The organism is Mycobacterium sp. 050128 (assembly GCF_036409155.1).
Lineage (GTDB): Bacteria > Actinomycetota > Actinomycetes > Mycobacteriales > Mycobacteriaceae > Mycobacterium.
In genome coordinates this window covers 126,510-146,400 of the sequence record NZ_JAZGLW010000003.1, presented here as the reverse complement: position 1 = coordinate 146,400, position 19,891 = coordinate 126,510, and the positions used below count along the sequence as shown (strand labels likewise).

Below are 19,891 nucleotides of genomic sequence, written 5' to 3'. Positions count from 1 at the left end.
GTTTAGCAGGGGAATTCATGGACTGTTAAGGCACACGTCAGTTCTGCATCGTTGAGTGCACACAAGCGCCGCGTGTCCTCTGCTTATGCGTGTTGTACAGGTCGCCAATTTCTATGGCCCGCGGTCCGGCGGCCTTCGTACCGCGGTGGATCGGCTGGGCGCGGAATACAGCGCCAACGGGCACGAAGTGTTCTTGGTCGTTCCCGGTCCACGCGCAGAACGTACCCTGCTGCCGACGGGTGTGGTGCGAATCACTATGCCCGCCTGGCTGATTCCCTTCACCGGCGGTTACCGCGCGGTGATGCCGGGTCCGGTCAAGGCGCTGCTGGAAGCACTGCAACCTGACGCGCTGGAAGTTTCCGACCGGCTGACACTGAGGTCACTGGGCCGCTGGGGCCGCGACCACGGCGCCACGACCGTGATGATCTCGCATGAGCGACTGGATCGCCTTGCCGGACAAGTACTTCCGAAGCGGCCGGCGCGCAGCCTCGCCGACTTTGCCAATGGCCGCACCGCCGCCGACTATGACACCGTCGTCTGCACTACCGGATTCGCGCGCGAGGAATTCGACCGCATCGGCGCCAAGAACGTCGTCACCGTGCCGCTGGGTGTCGATCTGAAGACCTTCCACCCCAGTCGGCACTCTCCGCTGGTCCGCCGGCAGTGGGCCACGCCCAATCAGCTTCTGCTGGTCCACTGCGGCCGGTTGTCGGTGGAGAAGCGGGCCGACCGCAGCATCGACGCGCTGGCCGCGCTGTGCGACTTCGGCGTCGATGCCCGATTGGTCGTCATGGGCGAGGGACCGATGCGGGCCAAGCTGCAGCGTCAGGCCACCGGGCTGCCGATCGACTTCACCGGGTTCGTCTCCAACCGGGACACCGTCGCCGGGCTGCTGGCCTCCGCGGATGTCACCCTGGCCCCGGGGCCGCACGAAACATTCGGGTTGGCCGCGCTGGAATCGCTGGCATGCGGCACTCCGGCGGTGGTTTCTCGCACCTCGGCGCTCACCGAGATCATCACCCCGGACAGCGGCGCGTCGGCCGACAACCACCCCGAGGCCATCGCCAGGGCCGTCGGCACGGTCATCAGCCTCCCCGAATACCACCGCCGGACCTCCGCGCGGCGCCGTGCGGAGAACTTCACCTGGCAGCGGGCGGCGGCCGGCATGCTGGCGACGTTGGGGCCCGTCATCGGCGGCCCGGACGACGACACCGAGAACACCGCCTAGAAGTCGGACGCACCCCACGAGCCGGGTGGGTAGGGCGGCACGTGGCCGGCAAGGGCGCCGTCGGTGAGACTGCACAGGGTGTCGGTGATGGTTCCCGCATTCGCGAGCACGCTCGGCGGGCTGCCGGGAACGACGCGCGCCACCACTGCTTGCCAGAAGTAGCCCGCGCCGCCGTGCTCGTACCAGAGGAACCAGTCGGCGTCGCGGTTGCCGGCGCGGATCAGGCGCCGGAACGGCAACGACGGATCGTTGACCGAATCGGTCTTGTTGAACGGCGCGCCGACGTCGGCGATGGGCGGCAAGAGTTTGACGAGCTCCGGCGGTAACTGCGACAGGCTGTGCACTTCCGTCACCGGTGTCGCCAGCGTGCACTGGGTATTTGGCATCGCATTGGCCGGAATCGCCGTCACGACAGCAAGCGCGACGCCCGCCGCCAGCGCTACCCGATAGACGTTGCCCATATCGGCTCCCATCGACGGCCGGTGATGATCGCCGACCCTACGCCGTTGTTTGCTGAGACGAGACGCTTTCGGTCCGAGGGCTAGTCTCGCTGGAGACGACCGGGAGACGACGAGGAGGTGGACCGTGGAAGCGCGCGACCGGGTGTTGATCACCGCCACGGAGCTGGCCGACCTGATCGAGGCCGACGATCCGCTGACCATATTGGATGTCCGTTGGCGGCTCGACCAACCCGACGGGCGCGCGACCTACCTGGACGGCCACCTCCCGGGCGCCGTCTATGTGTCGCTCGACGACGAACTCAGCGATCACACCGTGTCCGGCCGCGGCCGTCACCCGCTGCCGTCGGGACGAAGCCTGCAGGACGCCGCACGCCGTTGGGGTATCCGGCAGGGCTCGTTGGTCGTGGTCTATGACGACTGGAATCGAGCGGGTTCTGCGCGCGCCTGGTGGGTGTTGACCGCGGCCGGGCTAGCGAACGTCCGCATCTTGGACGGCGGACTGGGCGCATGGCGGGCAGCCGGGCGAAGCCTTGAGACGGGCGAGGTCACCCCGCAGGCGGGGAATGTGACTGTGCCCCACGAGGATTTGTATGCCGGAGCTCTGCCCACCGTGACGGCCGAACAAGCCGGCGCGGGCGCCGTGACGCTGCTCGATGCGCGCGCACCCGATCGCTATCGCGGCGAGGTCGAACCCGTCGACGCCGTCGCGGGTCACATCCCGGGGGCACGGAACCTGCCCAGCGGCTCGGTGCTGGCGGCCGACGGCACGTTTCTTGGTGACTATGCGCTCGCCCAGCAATTGTCCGATCGCGGCATCGACAGCACCGGCCCGTTGGGCGCCTACTGCGGGTCGGGCGTGACCGCCACCATCGCGGTCGCGGCGCTCGCGGCGATGGGTCGCGAGACCGCGCTGTATCCGGGGTCGTGGTCCGAATGGTCGTCGGATCCGAGTCACCCGGTCGCTCGCGGGCCCGAATAGATCAGGCACCCGGCCAGCGCCGCAGGAACGCCGCCGTCACTCGCGCGGCGTTGACGGCGGCGACCCGCTTGTAGACGAAGAACTGAAACGGAAAGCCCGGCAACCGAAGTGGATCACCCGGTCCGTCCGACATTCCGCGTATCCCTAGGAACGGCACGCCACGCGCGTCCGCGACGGCCTGCGCCGCCGCGGTCTCACTGTCTGTGGCATCGAATGCCGGATCCGCCGCCGAAACGACCTTCGCGTTGCTGATCAGGCCGTGCCTCAGCCATGGCCACGCGGCCTGAAAGAAGTTGCCGGTGTGGAAGACGGAGCGATCCGGTGCCGTTCGCGGTTGGCAGCCGAACACCGCGCCACCGAGCGGGATATTCGGGAATGCCCGCCCATTGTTGTTGTCGTAGCTGCAGCCGTCACCACCGACCAGCAGCTGCGGCTCATGCCGCATCCGTTTCGCGCTTTCCAATGTGACGGAAAGGGTCTCGGCAACAGTCAACATGTCGGCATCGACGGGGTGGAATGTTGCGCCGTTGTCCAGCGTCCAGCGCGCCGGTACGGCCACATCGGCGATGCCGGTCCGCCCGGCACCGCCCGCCACACCCGAAAACACCACCGCGCCAACGGTGCTGGAGAAGTAGGTCAGCGCGGTATCGGTGGCCTCGGTAGCGTTGACCATGCCAATGCCGGTCATCGCCACGATGACCTTCTTGCCGCGAATCGAGCCGAGATAGAAATGCCGACGGTCGGCGACCACTACGGGGTCGAGGTCGAGCGTGGTGTGGGACAGCACCTCATCTGCCTCGACGGGGAAGGCCGTCAAGACCAGCGTGCGCTGTTCGGACGAATCCACCGTCACGTCGGACACTCCTCAGGTTCGGCGGCACCCACCATTATCGTCTTTTTCCCTCGTTACGGGTGACCAGAAGCTAGTCTCAGGGCGCGACAAAGGAGTCTGCCCATGCTCGAGGTGATCGAAAAGAGACCGGGCCGCGATTCTGCGAAACCGCCGGTGCTTTTTGTCCACGGCGCCTGGCATGGCGCTTGGTATTGGGACGAGTACTTCTTGGACTTCTTCGCGGACAAGGGCTATCGGTCGCTCGCGGTGAGCCTTCGCAGCCACGGAAAGAGCGCCGAGCCGAAGCGAAATCTCTTCTGTTCGATCGCCGACTACGTCGACGATGTCGCATCCGTTGCCACCGAATTGCCTACTGCGCCGATAGTGATCGGGCACTCGTTGGGCGGGTTCGTGGTCCAGAAGTACCTGGAGTCACACGACGCTCCAGCCGCCGTGTTGCTCGCCTCCGCACCACCGAGCGGGGTCACCGGATTCATGTTGCGCCTCGGCAGGCGGCATCCGTGGCATACCGCGCGAACTCTGTTGACTACCAAGTCGTTACACGCCGTAGGCGGCACGCCCAAATTAACCCGCGAACAGTTCTATTCTCGATACACCCCGGAGGCCGACGTGGTGCGCTACACCGCACCGCTGGGCGAAGAATATGCGGGCAGATGGTTCCTCGATATGTTGCTGCTCAACCTGCCCAAACCTGATCGGGTCAAGGCTCCGGTATTGGTCCTGGGCGCCGAAGACGACGGGTGCTTCACCCCGCGGGAAGTGCATCAGACCGCACGGGCCTACGGCACCACCGCAGAGATCTTTCCCAACATGGGCCACAACATGATGGTCGAGCCCGAATGGGCCTTGGTGGCCGCACGAATTCACGCCTGGCTGGAAGGCGTAACCTCAACGCGCACTACACGGCAGGCGCTTGATGCCGTGGAAGAACGACGAGCGTAACCGGTCGGGCGGCCCAGTGACCGTCAGGCCCGGCACATTTGGGTACAGCTCTTCGAGCATGACCCGCAATTCCAGCCGGGCGAGCTGAGCGCCGAGACAGAAGTGCACTCCTCCGCCGCCGAACGCGGCATGACCGGCGTCCGGGCGAGTGACGTCGAATTCGCCGGCCCGATCGAAGACCTCCTCGTCGCGATTGGCCGACAGGTAGTGCAGCAATACCCAATCGCCGGCGGGAACGTGCTGGCCACGGATTTCGACGTCGCGGGTGACGGTACGACGAAAATGCATGACCGGTGAGGCCCAGCGCAGCAGTTCCTCCACGGCGGGCTTGACGGCCTCGCGATCACGGGCAAGCAGGGCCTGCTGCTCCGGGTGCTCTGACAGCGCCAACACCCCGTGACTCAGGGTATTGCGGGTGGTTTCGTTGCCGGCGATCGCCAGCAGCAGGAAGAACTCGTTCAGCTGGTCGCGGTTCAGCTTTTCGCCGTCGACCTCCGCGGCCAGCAGCGCCGACAAAATGTCGTCGGTGAGCCCGTACTTGCGTCGGTGGGCTACCAATTCGCCGCAGTAGGAGAACATTTCGGCAGCGGCCTGCCCAAGGGCTTCCGGAGTCGGAGCGTAGTCGGGGTCTTCGATGCCCAGGCTGCCGATGGCGTTACTCCACCGGAAAACCTCCATCCGGTCTTCGGCGGGCACCCCGAGCACGTCGGCGATCACCTGTAACGACATCTCCGCGGAAATGTCTGTCACGGCATCGAATTCACCCTTGGCCGTGATGTCGGCGACGATGTCTTGGGCGACCTTACGCATGTGTGGTTCCAGCCGCTGCACATTGCGGACGGTGAAGCCCTGGTTGATCAGCTTGCGGTACAGGACGTGACGCGGCGGGTCGATGCCGGGCAGTAGCGCCGAGTTCGGTGCCGCCTCGACCTCCACGAGTGTGTTGCCCTTGCTGCTGGTGAAGGTATCGGTGTCGCGGCTGACCAGTCGCACATCGGCGTGCTTGGTGAGTAGCCATGCCCTGGGTAGTCCGGGTAACTGCACCGGGTGCACCGGTGCGTCGGCCCGTAACCGCGTCAACGCGTCGAACGGGGCACCGCCGACGAAGGTGTCGGGATCGAGCACCGCCGCGGCATCGCGATCGGAAGCGGTCTGCTGGTTCTCGACAACCAGGGACCCCAACACATTCGGCTTGGGAATACTCATCTAAGCACCTAGGACGACGACTTGATTCCGGCGACGATCACATCGAGACCGGCGCGAAAGTGGTTGGCCAGCTGGCGTTTAACACGGGGTGTAGCGTCCGCGGAGCGTGTTTCCTGCAGAGCAATCGAGCCCAGCAGGTACGTGTACAAGACCGTATGAGCAGCGGCCGCAGCGGGTTTCGCGAGGCCCGCCTCGGCGAGCAGGCCGCGGCTGTGTCGATCCAGACGGCGCGCGGGCTCGTTCCCGACGCTGGTCTGCAGGATGCTCGCGACACCGGGGACTCCCAGGATCATTTCCCTCGCGGCGCAATAGAGCTCGATCAGCCTGGCGTCCCATCGTCCCCCTTCCGGGAGGGGGATCTCTGCGAGTACGGACTCGGCAACCAGCTCGAGAGCCGTCTGCTTACTGGGGACGTGGTAGTACACCGAGGGCACGGCGGCGCCGAGCTCAGTGGCCAGTTCGCGCATTGTCACGCGCTGCACGCCCACCCGCTTCGCCAAGTCACGCAACGCGACCACCACCTCGTCGCGATCGAGGCCCCCGTAGGCGCGGCGTGCGCCGGCCGGCGCTGTGGCCTGATTCCCGGTTGCAACCACTACGTCATTCCCCCGTCAGTTTCGATCGTCGTTAGAAAGTAATTCGAGCACCGTTCGAATCTACCCGGTATCGGGCTCCGTAACCAACGAATCCGCTATGTAATATTTGCCCAATGACGGGCAGGTTAGCGGGCAAGGTGGCGATTATCACCGGGGCAAGCACCGGCCTGGGACCAGTTCTAGGATCGGTGTTCGTCCGCGAGGGTGCGCGGGTACTGCTCGCCGCCCGGCGCGAGGAGCTGGTCCGCGAGGCCGCGGCGGCGGCAGGGCCCGGCGCGATCGCGATGCGGGCCGACGTCACCAACGAAAAGGACGTCGCGGCCATGGTGGCACGCGCGGTCGGCGAGTTCGGACAGGTCGACATCCTCTGCAATAACGCCGCCGCGCCGGGGAAAGACCACTGGATCTGGGAGCAGACGCTCGACAACTGGAATGCCACGATCGCCATTGATGTCACCGCGGCGATGCTGTGCACCCGCGAAGTGCTCAACCAGTCGATGCTGCAACGGCGCAGCGGAGTCATCCTGAACTTCTCCTCTACCGCGGGCTATAACGGCATCGTCCGCAAAACCCACTACGTGACTGCGAAGGCATCACTGCGAGCCTTCACCAAGACCGTTGCCCTCGAAGTCGGTCCGCACGGGATCCGGTGCAATTGCATCGTGCCGGGCGCGATCGATACAGATCTTTATCGCAATTGGTTACAGCGCACCGCCGACGAGCAGGGTGTCGAGGTCGAGGCCGTGCGCGCGAAGTCTCTCAAAGACGTCGCTCTGCGCGATATTTCGTCGCCCGACGATGTGGCCAACCTGGCGTTGTTCTTGGCCAGTGACGAGAGCCGAACCATCACAGGGCAATCGATCCCCGTCGACGCCGGAGGGTATATGCAGGGATGAGTACCCCGTCGGTAAAGCTGTCGCTGTCCACACCGGTCGTGATCACGATGCCCGGCGCCAGCGCCGCCTGGGAGCAGGATGCTTCGATCGAGGAGTTGGCCCAGCTCGCCGAAACCGCAGACCGGTTGGGCTATCACCACCTGACCTGCAGCGAGCACATCGCGCTGCCCGCAGTGGAACATCAACGCCGGGGTATGCGGTACTGGGATCCGCTGGCGACGTTGGGCTACCTGGCCGCGCGCACGCAGCGGATCCGGTTGGCCACCAACGTGTTAGTCCTCGCCTACCACCACCCGCTCGAAATCGCCAAGCGCTATGGCACGTTGGACAAGGTCAGCAATGGCCGGCTCATCCTCGGCGTCGGCGTCGGCAGCCTCAAAGAGGAATTCGACCTTCTCGGTGCCCCTTACGACGACCGCGGACCGCGCGGCGACGACGCGCTGCGAGCGCTACGCGCGTCCCTGTCGGTTTCAGAACCCGCCTACCACGGTGAGTTTTATTCGTTCGACGGTCTGGTCGTCGACCCGTGCGCGGTTCAGGACCACGTCCCCATCTGGATCGGCGGACGCACACTGCGATCACTGCGCCGCGCCGTCACCCTGGCCGACGGGTGGGCTCCTTTCAATGTGACGTTGCAGCAGACCCGAGAATGGCTGGGCCGCTTCGAACTTCCGGCCGGCTTCGAGGTGGTGCTGCCGCCGCCGGCACCGCTGGACCCGATCAATGATCCCGACCGCACCCGCGAGATACTCGCCGACACCGCCGCGCACGGCGCGACCACCATTACCACCTGGTTCATCCATAGGTCTCTGCAGCACTATTTGGAGAACCTGCACGCCCTGGCCGAACTCCATCCCCCCGGCGGTGCCGCATGAACCGGGTCAAGGCAGGCATTTTCAGCTTCACCGCACCGTCCGACGACGAAAGCGGTTACCTGCGTTGGCACCTGCTTGATCACATGCCGGAGCAGTATCAACTCCCGGGCATCGTGCACGGATTGCGCTGGATCGCCGACGGCGATTACCTCAACCATCGCCTCGCGACGGCCGGACCACTGGGCGAAGTCGGCAACGTCGTGCACTATCTGGTCGGCGACCCGGTCGAAGAAACCTTCGATGACTTCGTGGCACTCGGCCGTGAACTGCGAGAGAACGGTCGCTTCCCCGTCGCACGGCCGTTACTGCAAATCGCGGGATTGCGGCTGCTGCAGTGGCACTCCTCGCCGCAGGCTCTCGTTTCCGCCGAGGTCGTGCCGTTTCGGCCGCACCGCGGAATCCTGTTGATCGTCGAGGAGCCCACCGACGGCCGTTCGAACGAATGGCTGCAATGGCTGCATGCCGAACACTTTCCGGCATTGCTCGCCACCCCGGGCACCGCGGGCGCCTGGACATTCGGTTCGAGTACCGGATGGAGCCATTTACCCCGGGGATGGCGAGCCGACCACCAATACATCACCGTCGTTTACCTCGACGGGGATCCGCTGAGCACAACAACGGCCCTCGCGCCGCTCGTCGAAGAACGCTGGCGAACGCACGCGGTACGCCCCGTATTCGCCGGTCCGCTGCGCACGATGATCCATTGGGACGCCTGGCGGTAGCCCGATGGGGCCCGGCACGCGCTGAACAGCGCCTTCGCGGCTACGGTAGGCACGGCGCGGTGCGCGCCTTCGGAGAAGACCTCTAGGAGGACTTGCGATGAAGAATCCGGACACTCGCCGGCGAATCAGCTGCGGGGTTGCCGGGCTCGGCGCGGTCGTGTTGACCGTCGGCCTGCCGGCCTGTTCCAACAGCGGCAGCAAGCCCGCGTCGCCGACGAGCTCGAGTGCGCCTCCGTCGAACACCATCCTGATGCTGGACCAGCACACCCACACGATCACTGCCAAAGTCAGCTGCACCAGCTCAGCCTCGGCACCGCACGCAACACCTCCGGAATCGGGCGATCTGACGACGCGAATCAGCGTCCACGACGATTCGGCGTCGCTGTCCTTCGCGCTGTCGGACGAAAAGCCGCCCAGCGTTGACGGCTTTTCGATTTCGCTGAAAGTCGGAGACGGTGAGTACCAGCTGCCCTATCAGCCGACCCAATCCGTGAACCAGGTGATGGTCACCAAAGACGGCCCGAAATACACGATCACCGGCAACGGCCAGGGGACGATGCCCGGCCAAACCGGGATGCGTCAGATCACATTCGGGATACACCTGACTTGCCCGTGAACGCCCGAATCGCGAAACATCGGTTGTCTAACCACGATCGCCTCTGAGATGCTGGCATCTTGGACATCTTCGCGGAGTGGCAAAAGGGCGGGACCGAACTTCGCTGGCGGTCGACTACCGCCGCCAACGACGGGCAGGAAGTGGGGGTGTTCAGTCGCCGCTGCGGCACGGCTGGGGCACCGCCGCTCGTGCTCGTTCATGGCTTTCCGACGTCGAGCATCGACTACTTCGAGTTGGCGCACGAGCTGAGCTCCGACTTCGACATCTACCTGTTGGACTTTCCGGGTTACGGATTGTCGGACAAACCGCCCGAGCCGTACGTCTATTCGTTGTACGACGATGCGCGTCTGCTCGTGCACGCGATCACCGAAGTGTGGCAACTGACCGAATTTCGCATGCTCACCCATGATCGCGGCAGCAGCGTCGGCATGATCGCGCTGGGCATGTTGGCGGCGTTGGACCCGCCGCTCGCGCCTCTCGACCTCATCTTGACCAACGCCAACCTGTACCTGCCGCTGGCGAATCTGACGCTGTTCCAAACCGCGCTGCTCGATCCTGAAACCGGGCGAGCCACCGCGGCGGCGACCACACCGGAGACGCTGGCGGCCGGCATGGGGGCCAGCACCTTCATGCCGAGAAGGAAATTGACCGACCCTGAAATCGACGCGCTGGCCAAGTGTTTTGCCCACAACGACGGAATCCGGGTACTGCCGGACACCATCCAGTATCTGAACGAGCGCGCCGCCGACGAAACTAGTTGGCTTGAAGCACTTTCCACCAGCCACGTGAACACCACCGTGGTGTGGGGACTGCACGACAACGTCGCGCCGCTGCGCGTCCCCAACCACGTGTGGCAGACGTACCTCAAGGCCAAGCCCGGTCGAAATCGCTACTGGGTGGTGCCGGGCGCCGATCACTACGTGCAGTGCGACGCTGCCCGGCAGTTGGCCCAGATTGTCCTTCTGACGGTCCAGGACGAGGACATTCCGCTGCACACCCTCGGCAACCAGCCCGACGGCGCGGTGCTGGTGGACCAAAGCATTTTCTAGGCGTTGCGACACAACCTGTTTCGAACGCGAAGTTACCTTCACGTTCGCGGTCGAGTGTGAAACTAACTTCGCGCTCGTGACTTATCCCACGAGAACAGGCAAACGCGCCCAGCCGCGCACGCTTGCAGTATGCGCCCGCTGGGCGTTCGCGTAGTCGACTTCCCAGTCGGGCCAGCGCTTGAGGACTTCTTCGAAGGCCACCCGCGCTTCCAACCTGGCCAGCGCCGAGCCCAAGCAGAAATGCAGGCCCTGCCCGAAGCTGAGATGACTTCCGCGGCGGTGGATGTCGTAACGATCCGGATCCGTGAAGTGGTTTTCGTCGCGGTTGGCGGACGCGTTCAGCAGCAGCATGAACGACCCCTCGGGAACCACGCGACCATAGTGCTCGGCATCGCGCGCGACATAGCGGGCCTGCACCGGAGACGGCGGCTCGTAGCGCAGTGTCTCCTCGATCGCGCCGGGGATCAGTGACGGGTCCGCGACGAGCTCACGGCGTTGGTCAGGGTGATCCGACAACAGCTGTCCCATGAAACCGATTAGGCGAGCCGTGGTTTCGTTGCCGGCACCCGCGATCATCGCGGTATAAGCCAGCACCTCGGTCCGCGATAGCGGTCGCCGCGTCCCGTCCGGCTCATCGATCTCGGCGCGCAGCAGTTCGGTCATCAGGTCGTCGGACGGATGACTGGCCCGCCATTCGATGTACTCCGCGAACAACGCGATGGAATTCGCGAAGACGTTCGCATCGATTGCGGCGGGGTCGCTGTCCTTGGACAGCTCGATGTTGGCGACGCTCCGATCGCGGATCTTCTCTTGATCCTCTTCGGGGATGCCCAAGAGATAGCCGATGGTTCGCATCGGCATCATCGCACCGAGGTCCGCGATGAAATCGAACCCGCTCCCGCCGATCAGGGGGTCCAGCTCACGGATGCAGAATCCACGCACCATGGACTCGACTGCCAACATGCGCCTGGGCGTGAAAACACGGGATAGTAGTTTGCGGTGCAGATCGTGCAGCGGAGGATCCTCGAACAACAGAATGCCCGGTGGCACTTCGATATTCGCGAATAAGATATCGGCGGTGGTGCCCCGGCCTGAGCGGTACGTCTCCCAGTTCGGCAGTTCGCGGACCACGTCGTCATAGCGGCTCAGCGCGTAGAAGTTGTACTTCTCGTTGTAGTACAGCGGCGCTTCTTCGCGCATGCGCTTCCACACCGGATATGGGTTCGAATCGATCTCGACGTCGAATGGGTCGTAATACAACTCGACGGCATTGGCGCTTGTCATAGTCGGATCCCTAACTCAGTCGTTGCGGTGCAAGAAGCCGTGCAAGAGCGCTTGAACGAGTTCCTCCACGATCACCTCCCGCGGCGGTGGCGTGTCCCCGAAGTAGGTCGAACGCAGCGCGGCCATTCCCGCGATCATCGAAACCGTTGAGTGGGCCGGCAAGTCGGGATGGTCCGACCGCAACCCGCGCAATTGCATTCCCTCGACGCTGATTTGGCCGAGCACCGTGACCGCCCGGCGGATCTCGGCGATGCCGGCGTCGGCCTTTTCCTCGTCGCTGAGATTGTCGGCCGCCATCAGCGTCAGCAGCAGGCCCTGGTGTTCGACGAACACGTCGTAGAGCCGCGATACGAACAGCCGAGTCAGCTCCTCCTCGTCGGTCTCCTCGGGGACCACCGACTGCCAGGTCTTGCCGAACTCGTCGACGAAGTTCACGAAGGGCACGACGAGTGCCTCGCGGAACAGCGCCGCCTTCGAGCCGAAATTGCGGAACAGCAGGTGCTCGGTGACGCCGGCGGCCTGAGCGATTTCACGCGTTGTGGTGCTGCGGTAGTCCTGGCCGGCGAAGAGCGCCCGGGCGGCGTCGAGCAGCAGCCTGCGCGGCTCGCCGCGGGGCCGACGCACCACCGTCGCCGGTATCGGCTGCTTAATCGCTCGCTCGGGCACTGCTGTCCACCCCTCCTAAACCTCACGCCTTGGGGATAGTATCCACTATCTAGATAGGATAGTATCCACTACCTTAAAGTTGCGCATCGTCGAAAGGTGACACCATGGGCGCTGTCATCATGCTCGGCACGCTGTTCGGCCTGATCATCCTGATTTTCGGGCTGGTACTCCGCTTCGATCCCGAAGCCCGGGGCGCGCCGATCGAAAAGGGCCGCCAGTGAACACCGAAATGACGCCGGTGATGGCCGGGGCTCAGTACTTTTCCTACGTCGCGAGCATCACGTTCCTGGTGATCGGCATCTATTTGAGTTACCGTCGCCGCCGCATCCATCCGCTGTTGCTGCTCGGCGTTTCGGCGATCTCGTTCTCGTGGATCGAGTCACCCTACGACTGGGCGATGTACGCACAGTTTCCGCCGGCGCTGCCCCGCATGCCGTCCTGGTGGCCGCTGAACATGACGTGGGGCGGGTTGCCGTTGGCGGTGCCGGTCGGCTACGTCTCCTACTTCATCATTCCCGCCGTCACCGCGGCGGCCCTGGGACGCTGGCTGAGTGCAAAGTTCAACTGGCGCAGGCCGATTACCCTGCTCGTGGTCGGCCTCGTCGTCGGGTTCTGCTGGGCACTGTTTTTCAACGCCTTCACCGGAGCCCAGCTCGGCAACTTCTACTACGGCTACGTGATTCCCGGCCTGGCGATCTTCGAGGGGACCAAGCACCAATACCCGCTGTACGACTCGCTCGCGATGGGCATCCAGATGATGGTCTTCACCTATCTGCTCGGCCGCACCGATGAACAAGGACGCAATGTCATCGATATGTGGGCCGACAAGAGATCGAAGAGCCGGGGGCAGTCCGCGGTGCTGTCCATCGTGGCCGTCATCGTCGTCGGACACCTGGTGTACGGCGCGGTCTTTGCGCCCCATCTCATTACGAAGCTGGGCGGCTATGTGACCGCGGGACCGACCGAGCAGCTGTACCCAGGCGTACCGAACCAACCCAAGTGAGCCGTCAGCCCAGCGCCTCGGGCAGCACCTCTTCGCCCACCCGTTTGAGATACGGCCACGCGATGTCCGGCGGCAGCCCGCCACACAACGGCGACAAGTTGAGCATCTGGCCGGCGCGGACTCGCGAAATCGCCTCTGGCACAGAGATAATGATGTGCGACGTCGGCTTGGCGCGCAGCTCGTCGACCGTCTTCACGTGCGAGAATCCCGCCGTCGTCTCGTCGCCGGGATTCCATGCCGCATAGGTTTGCACGTCGTGCAGCAGATGCTCCCCGATCTCCTTCCACGCCTGGTCCAGATCGTCGGCGACGAAAACGACCGACGGGGTGTTGCGATCGGGAAACATCGTCGGACCGGGCTGATGGCCGTGCTCACGGCAGGCCTGCTCGTAGGCCTCTTGCATGCCGGGCTCGTTTGCATTGCCGAGCATGCCCAGCCCGTATCGGCCGGCACGACGGGCCGCGGCCACCGTTCCACCGCCCCACATCAATCCCGGCCCCCCGGGCGTCAGCGGGCGCGGCGTCACCGTGATGCGCCGTCCGTCTTCTTCGACCGTTTCACCGGCAAGCAGTCGCCGTAACAGCGCCAGTTTCTCGTCGCAGACGCGGCCGCGCTTCTTGATCGGCACGCCGAAGTGCTCGAACTCCTCGGGCCGGTAGCCCAGCGCCAGGATGTACGACGCCCGCCCGTTGCTGATGATGTCGAGCACCGCCATGTCCTCTGCCAGGCGCACGGTTTCATAGAACGGCAGGATCAGAATTAGGTTCAGCGCCAGCCGCTGCGTTCGCGCGGCCACCGCTGAGGCCAGCAAAAACGGCGACGGCAGATAGCCATCCTCCGACCCGTGATGCTCGCAGATAACGGCGGCCAGACCACCGTGATCTTCAGCCCACGCGCACATCTCGGGCGCCGCGGCGTAGAGATCGGCGGGGGGCGCAGCCCACTCGGGGTCGCGCATGTCGAAGCGCAGTGTGTACACGGCAAACTCCTAGATGGCCTAATCGTTGTGATGCACGTTACATGCTCAGTCGAAGGCGTAACGCGGCAGCGTCGTCGGGATGCCGAGTGTGAATCCTGCGACGCGACACGCCGCCGCAGCGTCGTCAGATTCACTCTCGCTGCCCGGTTGGTCCGGAGGTCCTCGCGGCGGCCGCGGCGCGTTCGAGGTACGGCCACGCCACATCGGGTGCGACGCCGCCGCAGAGCGGAGCCAGTGGCAGCAGTTGCCCGCCGCGGACGTAGGCAGCGGCCTCGTCGGACGTGAAAATGCGGTACGGGCCGTTGTCTTCGCGAAGTGCCGCCACGCTGTCGGCGCGGGTGATGCTGGCTACCGAATCGTCGTGCGGCCGGTAGGACGCCGCTGTTTTCGCGTCGTGCAACAGGTGTGGCCCGAGCTCCTCCCATGCCTCATCGACATCGTCGGCCACGAAAACCGCTGTCGGAGAATCTGGTTGGGGGAATTGGATGATTCCGGGCTCGTACCCGTGCGCACGACACTGCTCCTCGTAATACTCCTTGAGGCCGGGCAAGGCGGTCTGGGAGATTAACCCGAGCCCGTGGCGGCCGGCGCGGCGCGCCGCGGCTTTGCTGCCGCCGGCGATCAGCAGCGTCGGCCCGTTGGGCGACGCGCACGGTGGGGTGACGCGGACCTCGCGGCCTCGGTATTCGACGGATGCGCCCCGCACCATCGGGCCCAGCACGGCCAGCATCTCGTCGGCGACTCGACCGCGCGTGCTCATGTCGATGCCGAAGTGGTCGTATTCCTCACTGCGATGACCGACGCCGAACGCGTAGGACACCCGTCCACGGCTGATCAGGTCCAGCACGCTCATCTCTTCGGCGAGCCGGACAGGATCCCACAGCGGAATCGGCACGGCAGCCAGCAGAATCGCCAAGCTATTGGTCCTGGCCGCGATCGCCGACGCCAGCGTGAGCGGTGCCGGCAGGTGACCGTCGTCGGTGCCGTGGTGCTCGGACAGCACGGCCAGCACGCCGCCGCGGGTCTCTGCCCACGCGCACATGGCGATGGCCGCCGCGTACACATCGGCGGCCGGACCAGCCCACGCCGGGGCGCGCATGTCGAACCTCAGTGTGAACATCAGCGCGCCGCCAGGAGATCGATTTCCCGCCGGTCGACCCTCACACCCCGCACATTAACCTAAGATTTGTTCTTTAGGATAGTACTTACTCTCTTAAACCCTTGACCGTGTTGGCTCGCGGCTGTTAGCTTCCGTTTCGAACGTTGGGTAACTGTCGGCGTAAGGGCAACGGCCGCCTCAGCTTTCATCACGCACGCAACTGAGGAGGAACGACATGACGGCTCAGCGGGTAGTGGTATGGGCAACGGGCGGAATCGGTTCCATCGCCATCCGCGCGATCGGTCGGCGCCCCAATCTGGAATTGGTCGGGGTGTGGGTGCACTCCCCGGAGAAGGACGGCAAGGATGCCGGCGAACTCGCCAACGGTGAGCCGATCGGCCTGAAGGCCACCACCGACGCCGATGCGCTGATCGCGTGCAAGCCGGACTGCGTGATCTACGCGGCCAGCGGCCCCGAACGCGACGCCCTGGCCATCCCTGACTACGTCCGGCTGCTCGAGGCCGGGATCAACGTGGTCACGACGAGCACGACGCGTCTGGTCAATCCGCACGCCTACGAACCCGCCGAGTGGCGCGACCAGCTGGTCGCCGCGGCCAAGCAGGGCCAGGCGTCGCTCTACGCCTCGGGGATCGAGCCGGGCTTTGCCGCCGACTATCTGCCGTTGGTGTTGTCCACGCAGTCGTCGTCCATCGACCAGATTCACGCGTGGGAGATCGGCCTGTACGACGACTACGGCGTGCCCGACATCATGAGCGACGCGTTGGGCTTCGGCCGGCCGCTCGACTACCAACCGTGGATCGGCTTCCCGGGCGCGATCGCCGGCGAATGGCAGGGGCAGATCCGGTTGATCGCCGACGCGCTCGGAGTCGAAGTCCAGGAAGTCCGTGAGTATTTCGACCGCGCGGTCACCAACCGGACGCTGGAGGTCGCGATGGGTACCGTCGAGGCGGGAACGTGCGGCGCGCTGCGCATGCGCGCCACCGGCATCGTCGACGGCCGCGAAGCGATCATCATCGAGCACGTCACGCGACTCGCGCACGACGTCGCCCCGGACTGGCCGGAAGGTATCGGCGACCTGTCCTACCGCGTCCAGATCAGTGGTGATCCCGATATCGACTGCACCCTCGCGGCAACGCTGAAGGATCCGCAGCAGGCCGGCGTCGGGGGTATGACGTCCGGCGCGGGCGCCATGGTCGCCACCGCCATGCGCGTCGTCAACGCCGTGCCCTATGTCGTCGCCGCCGAGCCCGGACTTTTGAGTTCAGTCGACTTGCCGTTGACGATCCCCAAGGGCGCGTTTGTGACCGGCTGAGCCGGCACGCCACACCCGCGGCTTAGTCTGGCGGGAATGACGGACAATCCACTCGAGGAACTCACGCTGGGGCAACTGCAGCTCCGCAGCAGCATGAAGTGGCGCGCGTATCCCGCCGACGTCCTGCCGCTGTGGGTCGCCGAGATGGACGTCAAGCTCCCACCCACCGTCGCCGATGCCCTGCGCGTGGCGATCGACATCGGCGATACCGGCTACCCGTCGGGCACCGCACTCGCCGAGGCCGTCGGTGAATTCGCTTCGCGGCGTTGGCAGTGGCACGACCTCGAGGTCACCCGTACGAGGATCGTCCCCGACGTCATGCTCGGAGTCGTTGAGACGCTGCGGCTTATCACCGACCCGGGCGATGCGGTCGTCGTCAATTCTCCGGTCTACGCGCCGTTTTACGCGTTCGTGTCACACTCGGGTCGGCGGGTGATCGAGGCGCCGCTCGATCCCGACGGGCGAATTGCGTTGGAGGCGTTGGAGGAAGCGTTCACGCGCGCACGGGCGTCGGGCCGAAAGGTCGCGTATTTGCTGTGCAATCCCCACAATCCGACGGGCACGGTACACACCGTCGACGAGTTGCGCGCGGTGGCCGAATGCGCGCGGCGGACTCGCGTGCGGGTGGTCGCAGACGAGATTTACGCGCCAGTGATCCTGGCGGGATCGCAATTCACGCCGTACCTGAGTGTTCCGGGCGCCGAGGACGCGTTCGCCCTGACCTCCGCCTCGAAGGCGTGGAACCTTTCCGGACTCAAGGCGGCCCTGGCCATCGCCGGACCGGAGGCGGCGGCGGATCTGCAGCGGATGCCGGAAGAAGTCAGCCACGGACCGAGCCACCTGGGCGTCATCGCGCACGCGGAAGCGTTCCGAACCGGCGACGACTGGCTCGACGCGCTGCTGCAGGGCCTGGACGCCAACCGGACGTTACTGAGCGACCTGGTCGCCGAACACCTTCCACAAGTGGAATATCAAGGCACCCAGGGCACTTACCTGGCCTGGCTCGACTGCCGCCGTCTCGGCTTTACCGAAGATGCCGACGATGGCCTCGCGGTGGTGGCCGACCTGTCCGGGCCGGCTCGCTGGTTTCTTGACCACGCCGGTGTCGCGCTGAGCTCCGGCCATGTGTTCGGCACCGGCGGAGCCGGCCATGTGCGGCTGAATTTCGCTACCTCGCAAGCGATTCTCACCGAAGCCGTATCACGTATGGGCCGTGCACTCGTCGATGCCCAGTAACCCTGCGCGACAACGCCTTTCAACTATGCGGGAATTTCCTCGGCGCCGCGGCCCAAATTGCGGAATCCCTCGGCGGGCTTCCTGAAGCCCAGGATGAAGGGCAACGAATTCAGCTCGAATTTCGCCTTGGCGCCGAGGCGTCCGGACAAGCTGCGTTGTGCAACCAGCGGTGGCACCTCGGAGACCGACAGATCGATGTAATGTGTCAACGTTTCTCCGATGCCCTCGAAATCGTGGGTCAAGGGCAGGCAAAGCTTGCGGACCGACTCGTCGAGACCCTGGACGACGGCGTCCGTCATCAGCACATACTCCGAGACGGGCACGTGGTTTTTGAGCATGCGATGCACGAGGATGACGTCGACGCTGGCGAGCTTGCGCTGGCGCTTGATCTTTTGCTCGGCCGCCTCGCCCTCGTGAGTGACGAATTTGATCGTCAGATTGTCCAGTTGCCCGCACGAGTCGCAGTCGCAGCTGAAGTCTCGTTTGATCCGCTCGCGTCGAGCGAAAAACGACCGCCGCATCTGCGATAGTCGCTCGCAAACCAGGACTTTGGCGTCACCGTCAGGCCCCCAGAAGAAGACGGCGTCGCCCTCGAGTTCCGCCACTTTGAGGCCTTTGCCAGCATCGATGACGGATTCCAGCAGCTGCGCCACCGCCAATTGTGCGTGGGCCAGGTGCATCCGGTTCCAATTCATGTAGTCCGTGTAACCGCTGATGTCCGCGATCAGCAGCACGCCGCGCCGGATGGCCATAAATTCGCTAGTTTAGTGGCCTGCCGGGTTCTCCCCCAAGGAAATTTCGTACTGGACGAAGTGGCGTAGCGGAGAGAGGCTAGCAGGGGTGCCCGTTCACCGGAGGAGCTGAATATGGATGTGCTGCGAACCCCGGACTCCCGATTCGAAAACTTGGAAGGCTATCCGTTCGTAGCGAACTACATTGAGGTGGCGGCAAGCGATTCCCCGCCGGTGCGCATGCACTTTCTCGACGAGGGGCCGGCCGACGGCCCGCCGATCGTGCTGCTGCACGGCGAGCCCACCTGGAGCTATCTGTACCGCACGATGATTCCGCCGCTGGTTGACGCGGGAAACCGCGTGCTCGCCCCCGACCTGATCGGCTTTGGCCGATCCGACAAGCCCAGCCGGATCGAGGATTACACCTACTTGCGCCATGTCGAGTGGGTGACGGCGTGGTTCGAGCGCCTGCGGCTGAAGGAAGTCACGCTGTTCGTCCAGGACTGGGGGTCGCTGATCGGTCTGCGCATCGCCGCCGAGCAGGGCGAACGGATCGCGCGCATCGTCGTGGCGAACGGCTTTCTGCCCGCGGCCCAGCGGAAGCCCTCTCCGGGGTTCCTGGCATGGCGGGCCTTCGCGCGCTACTCCCCCGTGCTGCCCGCCGGTCGCATCGTCGCGGCGGGCACAGTCCGCAGGGTCCCGCCCAAGGTGCGGGCCGGCTATGACGCCCCCTTTCCGGACAAGACGTACCAAGCCGGGGCCCGGGCATTTCCGCAATTGGTGCCGACTTCACCCGACGACCCGGCCGTTCCGGCCAATCGCGCGGCCTGGGACGCCCTGGGCCGATGGGAGAAACCCTTCCTCGCCATCTTCGGGGCTCGCGACCCGATCCTGGGCCAGGCCGACCGCCCCCTGATCAAGCACGTCCCGGGGGCGGCCGGCCAGCCTCATGCCAGCATCCGGGCCAGTCACTTCATCCAGGAAGACAGCGGGCCCGAACTGGCCGAACGGGTCCTCGCCTGGCAGAAGCCCCTGCTGTGAACCGTCACCGGGCGTTGAGCTAATCGTGCGACACCGCGCATGACGACCCTGCTGTCCTGATCGCTCATCGAGCCTGTCCGCCGGACAATTTTCCTG

Annotated in this window: 21 protein-coding genes; 12 read left to right on the top strand and 9 right to left on the bottom strand. The window is 65.0% G+C overall.

The annotated features are described in order from the left end of the window. Positions 1 to 85: 85 nt before the first annotated feature. Positions 86 to 1,228: a glycosyltransferase gene (locus SKC41_RS21395; protein WP_330979698.1), complete on the top strand. Its 1,143-nt coding sequence runs from the start codon at positions 86 to 88 to the stop codon at positions 1,226 to 1,228. Here the strand turns inward: SKC41_RS21395 and SKC41_RS21390 are convergent. Next, positions 1,225 to 1,689, bottom strand: coding sequence for a hypothetical protein (locus tag SKC41_RS21390; RefSeq protein ID WP_330979697.1), 465 nt, complete (start codon positions 1,687 to 1,689; stop codon positions 1,225 to 1,227). The genes SKC41_RS21395 and SKC41_RS21390 overlap by 4 nt on opposite strands. A 124-nt stretch (positions 1,690 to 1,813) precedes the next feature. On the opposite strand from SKC41_RS21390, the gene SKC41_RS21385 reads away from it, so the two are divergent. Beyond that, complete coding sequence (locus SKC41_RS21385; RefSeq protein WP_330979696.1) at positions 1,814 to 2,668, top strand: sulfurtransferase; 855 nt, start codon at positions 1,814 to 1,816, stop codon at positions 2,666 to 2,668. A gap of 1 nt (position 2,669) precedes the next feature. On the opposite strand, the gene SKC41_RS21380 is transcribed toward SKC41_RS21385, so the two are convergent. Then, on the bottom strand, positions 2,670 to 3,521 hold the full coding sequence (locus SKC41_RS21380; protein WP_330979695.1) for a 5'-methylthioadenosine/S-adenosylhomocysteine nucleosidase family protein: 852 nt from the start codon (positions 3,519 to 3,521) through the stop codon (positions 2,670 to 2,672). Between the two features lie 102 nt (positions 3,522 to 3,623). Between SKC41_RS21380 and SKC41_RS21375 the strand changes: the two genes are divergently transcribed. Further along, complete coding sequence (locus SKC41_RS21375) at positions 3,624 to 4,463, top strand: alpha/beta hydrolase (RefSeq protein ID WP_330979694.1); 840 nt, start codon at positions 3,624 to 3,626, stop codon at positions 4,461 to 4,463. Here SKC41_RS21375 and SKC41_RS21370 read toward each other — a convergent pair. Both SKC41_RS21370 and SKC41_RS21365 read right to left on the bottom strand, forming a co-directional pair. Next, positions 4,410 to 5,669 carry a cytochrome P450 gene (locus SKC41_RS21370; protein WP_330979693.1) on the bottom strand — a complete coding sequence of 420 codons (1,260 nt, stop codon included), beginning with the start codon at positions 5,667 to 5,669 and terminating at the stop codon, positions 4,410 to 4,412. The genes SKC41_RS21375 and SKC41_RS21370 overlap by 54 nt on opposite strands. Before the next feature lie 8 nt (positions 5,670 to 5,677). Continuing rightward, on the bottom strand, positions 5,678 to 6,265 hold the full coding sequence (locus SKC41_RS21365) for a TetR/AcrR family transcriptional regulator (protein WP_330979692.1): 588 nt from the start codon (positions 6,263 to 6,265) through the stop codon (positions 5,678 to 5,680). A gap of 113 nt (positions 6,266 to 6,378) precedes the next feature. Here SKC41_RS21365 and SKC41_RS21360 point away from each other — a divergent pair, with 113 nt between their 5' ends. The 5 genes from SKC41_RS21360 to SKC41_RS21340 all read left to right on the top strand — a co-directional run bounded on the left by SKC41_RS21360 (position 6,379) and on the right by SKC41_RS21340 (position 10,423). Beyond that, on the top strand, positions 6,379 to 7,161 hold the full coding sequence (locus SKC41_RS21360; RefSeq protein ID WP_330979691.1) for an SDR family NAD(P)-dependent oxidoreductase: 783 nt from the start codon (positions 6,379 to 6,381) through the stop codon (positions 7,159 to 7,161). Then, the gene (locus SKC41_RS21355; RefSeq protein ID WP_330979690.1) at positions 7,158 to 8,036 is read left to right on the top strand and encodes an LLM class F420-dependent oxidoreductase; all 879 of its coding nucleotides are present in this window, start codon (positions 7,158 to 7,160) and stop codon (positions 8,034 to 8,036) included. Before SKC41_RS21360 ends, SKC41_RS21355 begins: the two co-directional genes overlap by 4 nt. Next, complete coding sequence (locus SKC41_RS21350) at positions 8,033 to 8,758, top strand: hypothetical protein (protein ID WP_330979689.1); 726 nt, start codon at positions 8,033 to 8,035, stop codon at positions 8,756 to 8,758. Before SKC41_RS21355 ends, SKC41_RS21350 begins: the two co-directional genes overlap by 4 nt. A gap of 97 nt (positions 8,759 to 8,855) precedes the next feature. After that, positions 8,856 to 9,374 (top strand): lipoprotein LpqH, encoded by a 519-nt coding sequence (locus SKC41_RS21345; RefSeq protein WP_330979688.1) that lies wholly within the window; start codon positions 8,856 to 8,858, stop codon positions 9,372 to 9,374. 59 nt (positions 9,375 to 9,433) lie between these two features. After that, on the top strand, positions 9,434 to 10,423 hold the full coding sequence (locus SKC41_RS21340) for an alpha/beta fold hydrolase (RefSeq protein ID WP_330979687.1): 990 nt from the start codon (positions 9,434 to 9,436) through the stop codon (positions 10,421 to 10,423). A gap of 81 nt (positions 10,424 to 10,504) precedes the next feature. Here SKC41_RS21340 and SKC41_RS21335 read toward each other — a convergent pair whose 3' ends face one another. Both SKC41_RS21335 and SKC41_RS21330 read right to left on the bottom strand, forming a co-directional pair. Beyond that, positions 10,505 to 11,707, bottom strand: a complete 1,203-nt coding sequence (locus SKC41_RS21335) for a cytochrome P450 (protein ID WP_330979686.1) — start codon at positions 11,705 to 11,707, stop codon at positions 10,505 to 10,507. 15 nt (positions 11,708 to 11,722) lie between these two features. Next, positions 11,723 to 12,373 (bottom strand): TetR/AcrR family transcriptional regulator, encoded by a 651-nt coding sequence (locus tag SKC41_RS21330; protein WP_330979685.1) that lies wholly within the window; start codon positions 12,371 to 12,373, stop codon positions 11,723 to 11,725. Positions 12,374 to 12,590: 217 nt separating this feature from the next. Here SKC41_RS21330 and SKC41_RS21325 point away from each other — a divergent pair, with 217 nt between their 5' ends. Continuing rightward, entirely contained in the window at positions 12,591 to 13,376 is a 786-nt protein-coding gene (locus SKC41_RS21325; protein WP_330979684.1) for a spirocyclase AveC family protein, read from the top strand. A 4-nt stretch (positions 13,377 to 13,380) separates the two neighbouring features. Here the strand turns inward: SKC41_RS21325 and SKC41_RS21320 are convergent, their stop codons facing one another. Together SKC41_RS21320 and SKC41_RS21315 are read right to left on the bottom strand one after the other, a co-directional pair. Then, positions 13,381 to 14,355, bottom strand: a complete 975-nt coding sequence (locus SKC41_RS21320; RefSeq protein ID WP_330979683.1) for an LLM class flavin-dependent oxidoreductase — start codon at positions 14,353 to 14,355, stop codon at positions 13,381 to 13,383. 130 nt (positions 14,356 to 14,485) lie between these two features. Beyond that, positions 14,486 to 15,475 carry an LLM class flavin-dependent oxidoreductase gene (locus tag SKC41_RS21315; RefSeq protein WP_330979682.1) on the bottom strand — a complete coding sequence of 330 codons (990 nt, stop codon included), beginning with the start codon at positions 15,473 to 15,475 and terminating at the stop codon, positions 14,486 to 14,488. Positions 15,476 to 15,689: 214 nt separating this feature from the next. On the opposite strand from SKC41_RS21315, the gene SKC41_RS21310 reads away from it, so the two are divergent. Both SKC41_RS21310 and SKC41_RS21305 read left to right on the top strand, forming a co-directional pair. Beyond that, on the top strand, positions 15,690 to 16,787 hold the full coding sequence (locus SKC41_RS21310; RefSeq protein ID WP_330979681.1) for an NAD(P)H-dependent amine dehydrogenase family protein: 1,098 nt from the start codon (positions 15,690 to 15,692) through the stop codon (positions 16,785 to 16,787). Positions 16,788 to 16,823: 36 nt separating this feature from the next. Then, positions 16,824 to 18,023: a MalY/PatB family protein gene (locus SKC41_RS21305; RefSeq protein WP_330979680.1), complete on the top strand. Its 1,200-nt coding sequence runs from the start codon at positions 16,824 to 16,826 to the stop codon at positions 18,021 to 18,023. A 23-nt stretch (positions 18,024 to 18,046) separates the two neighbouring features. Here SKC41_RS21305 and SKC41_RS21300 read toward each other — a convergent pair whose 3' ends face one another. After that, entirely contained in the window at positions 18,047 to 18,775 is a 729-nt protein-coding gene (locus tag SKC41_RS21300; protein ID WP_330979679.1) for a DUF2652 domain-containing protein, read from the bottom strand. Between the two features lie 114 nt (positions 18,776 to 18,889). Here SKC41_RS21300 and SKC41_RS21295 point away from each other — a divergent pair, with 114 nt between their 5' ends. After that, on the top strand, positions 18,890 to 19,795 hold the full coding sequence (locus SKC41_RS21295) for a haloalkane dehalogenase (protein ID WP_330979678.1): 906 nt from the start codon (positions 18,890 to 18,892) through the stop codon (positions 19,793 to 19,795). Positions 19,796 to 19,891 lie beyond the last annotated feature (96 nt).

What these genes read in the sequence shown, in the direction of transcription:
- SKC41_RS21395 (WP_330979698.1), top strand. Translation starts at nt 86, where the DNA reads ATGCGTGTTGTACAGGTCGCCAATTTCTATGGCCCGCGGTCCGGCGGC.
- SKC41_RS21390 (WP_330979697.1), bottom strand. Translation starts at nt 1,689, where the DNA reads ATGGGCAACGTCTATCGGGTAGCGCTGGCGGCGGGCGTCGCGCTTGCT.
- SKC41_RS21375 (WP_330979694.1), top strand. Translation starts at nt 3,624, where the DNA reads ATGCTCGAGGTGATCGAAAAGAGACCGGGCCGCGATTCTGCGAAACCG.
- SKC41_RS21370 (WP_330979693.1), bottom strand. Translation starts at nt 5,669, where the DNA reads ATGAGTATTCCCAAGCCGAATGTGTTGGGGTCCCTGGTTGTCGAGAAC.
- SKC41_RS21360 (WP_330979691.1), top strand. Translation starts at nt 6,379, where the DNA reads ATGACGGGCAGGTTAGCGGGCAAGGTGGCGATTATCACCGGGGCAAGC.
- SKC41_RS21355 (WP_330979690.1), top strand. Translation starts at nt 7,158, where the DNA reads ATGAGTACCCCGTCGGTAAAGCTGTCGCTGTCCACACCGGTCGTGATC.
- SKC41_RS21350 (WP_330979689.1), top strand. Translation starts at nt 8,033, where the DNA reads ATGAACCGGGTCAAGGCAGGCATTTTCAGCTTCACCGCACCGTCCGAC.
- SKC41_RS21345 (WP_330979688.1), top strand. Translation starts at nt 8,856, where the DNA reads ATGAAGAATCCGGACACTCGCCGGCGAATCAGCTGCGGGGTTGCCGGG.
- SKC41_RS21335 (WP_330979686.1), bottom strand. Translation starts at nt 11,707, where the DNA reads ATGACAAGCGCCAATGCCGTCGAGTTGTATTACGACCCATTCGACGTC.
- SKC41_RS21315 (WP_330979682.1), bottom strand. Translation starts at nt 15,475, where the DNA reads ATGTTCACACTGAGGTTCGACATGCGCGCCCCGGCGTGGGCTGGTCCG.
- SKC41_RS21310 (WP_330979681.1), top strand. Translation starts at nt 15,690, where the DNA reads ATGACGGCTCAGCGGGTAGTGGTATGGGCAACGGGCGGAATCGGTTCC.
- SKC41_RS21305 (WP_330979680.1), top strand. Translation starts at nt 16,824, where the DNA reads ATGACGGACAATCCACTCGAGGAACTCACGCTGGGGCAACTGCAGCTC.
- SKC41_RS21300 (WP_330979679.1), bottom strand. Translation starts at nt 18,775, where the DNA reads ATGGCCATCCGGCGCGGCGTGCTGCTGATCGCGGACATCAGCGGTTAC.
- SKC41_RS21295 (WP_330979678.1), top strand. Translation starts at nt 18,890, where the DNA reads ATGGATGTGCTGCGAACCCCGGACTCCCGATTCGAAAACTTGGAAGGC.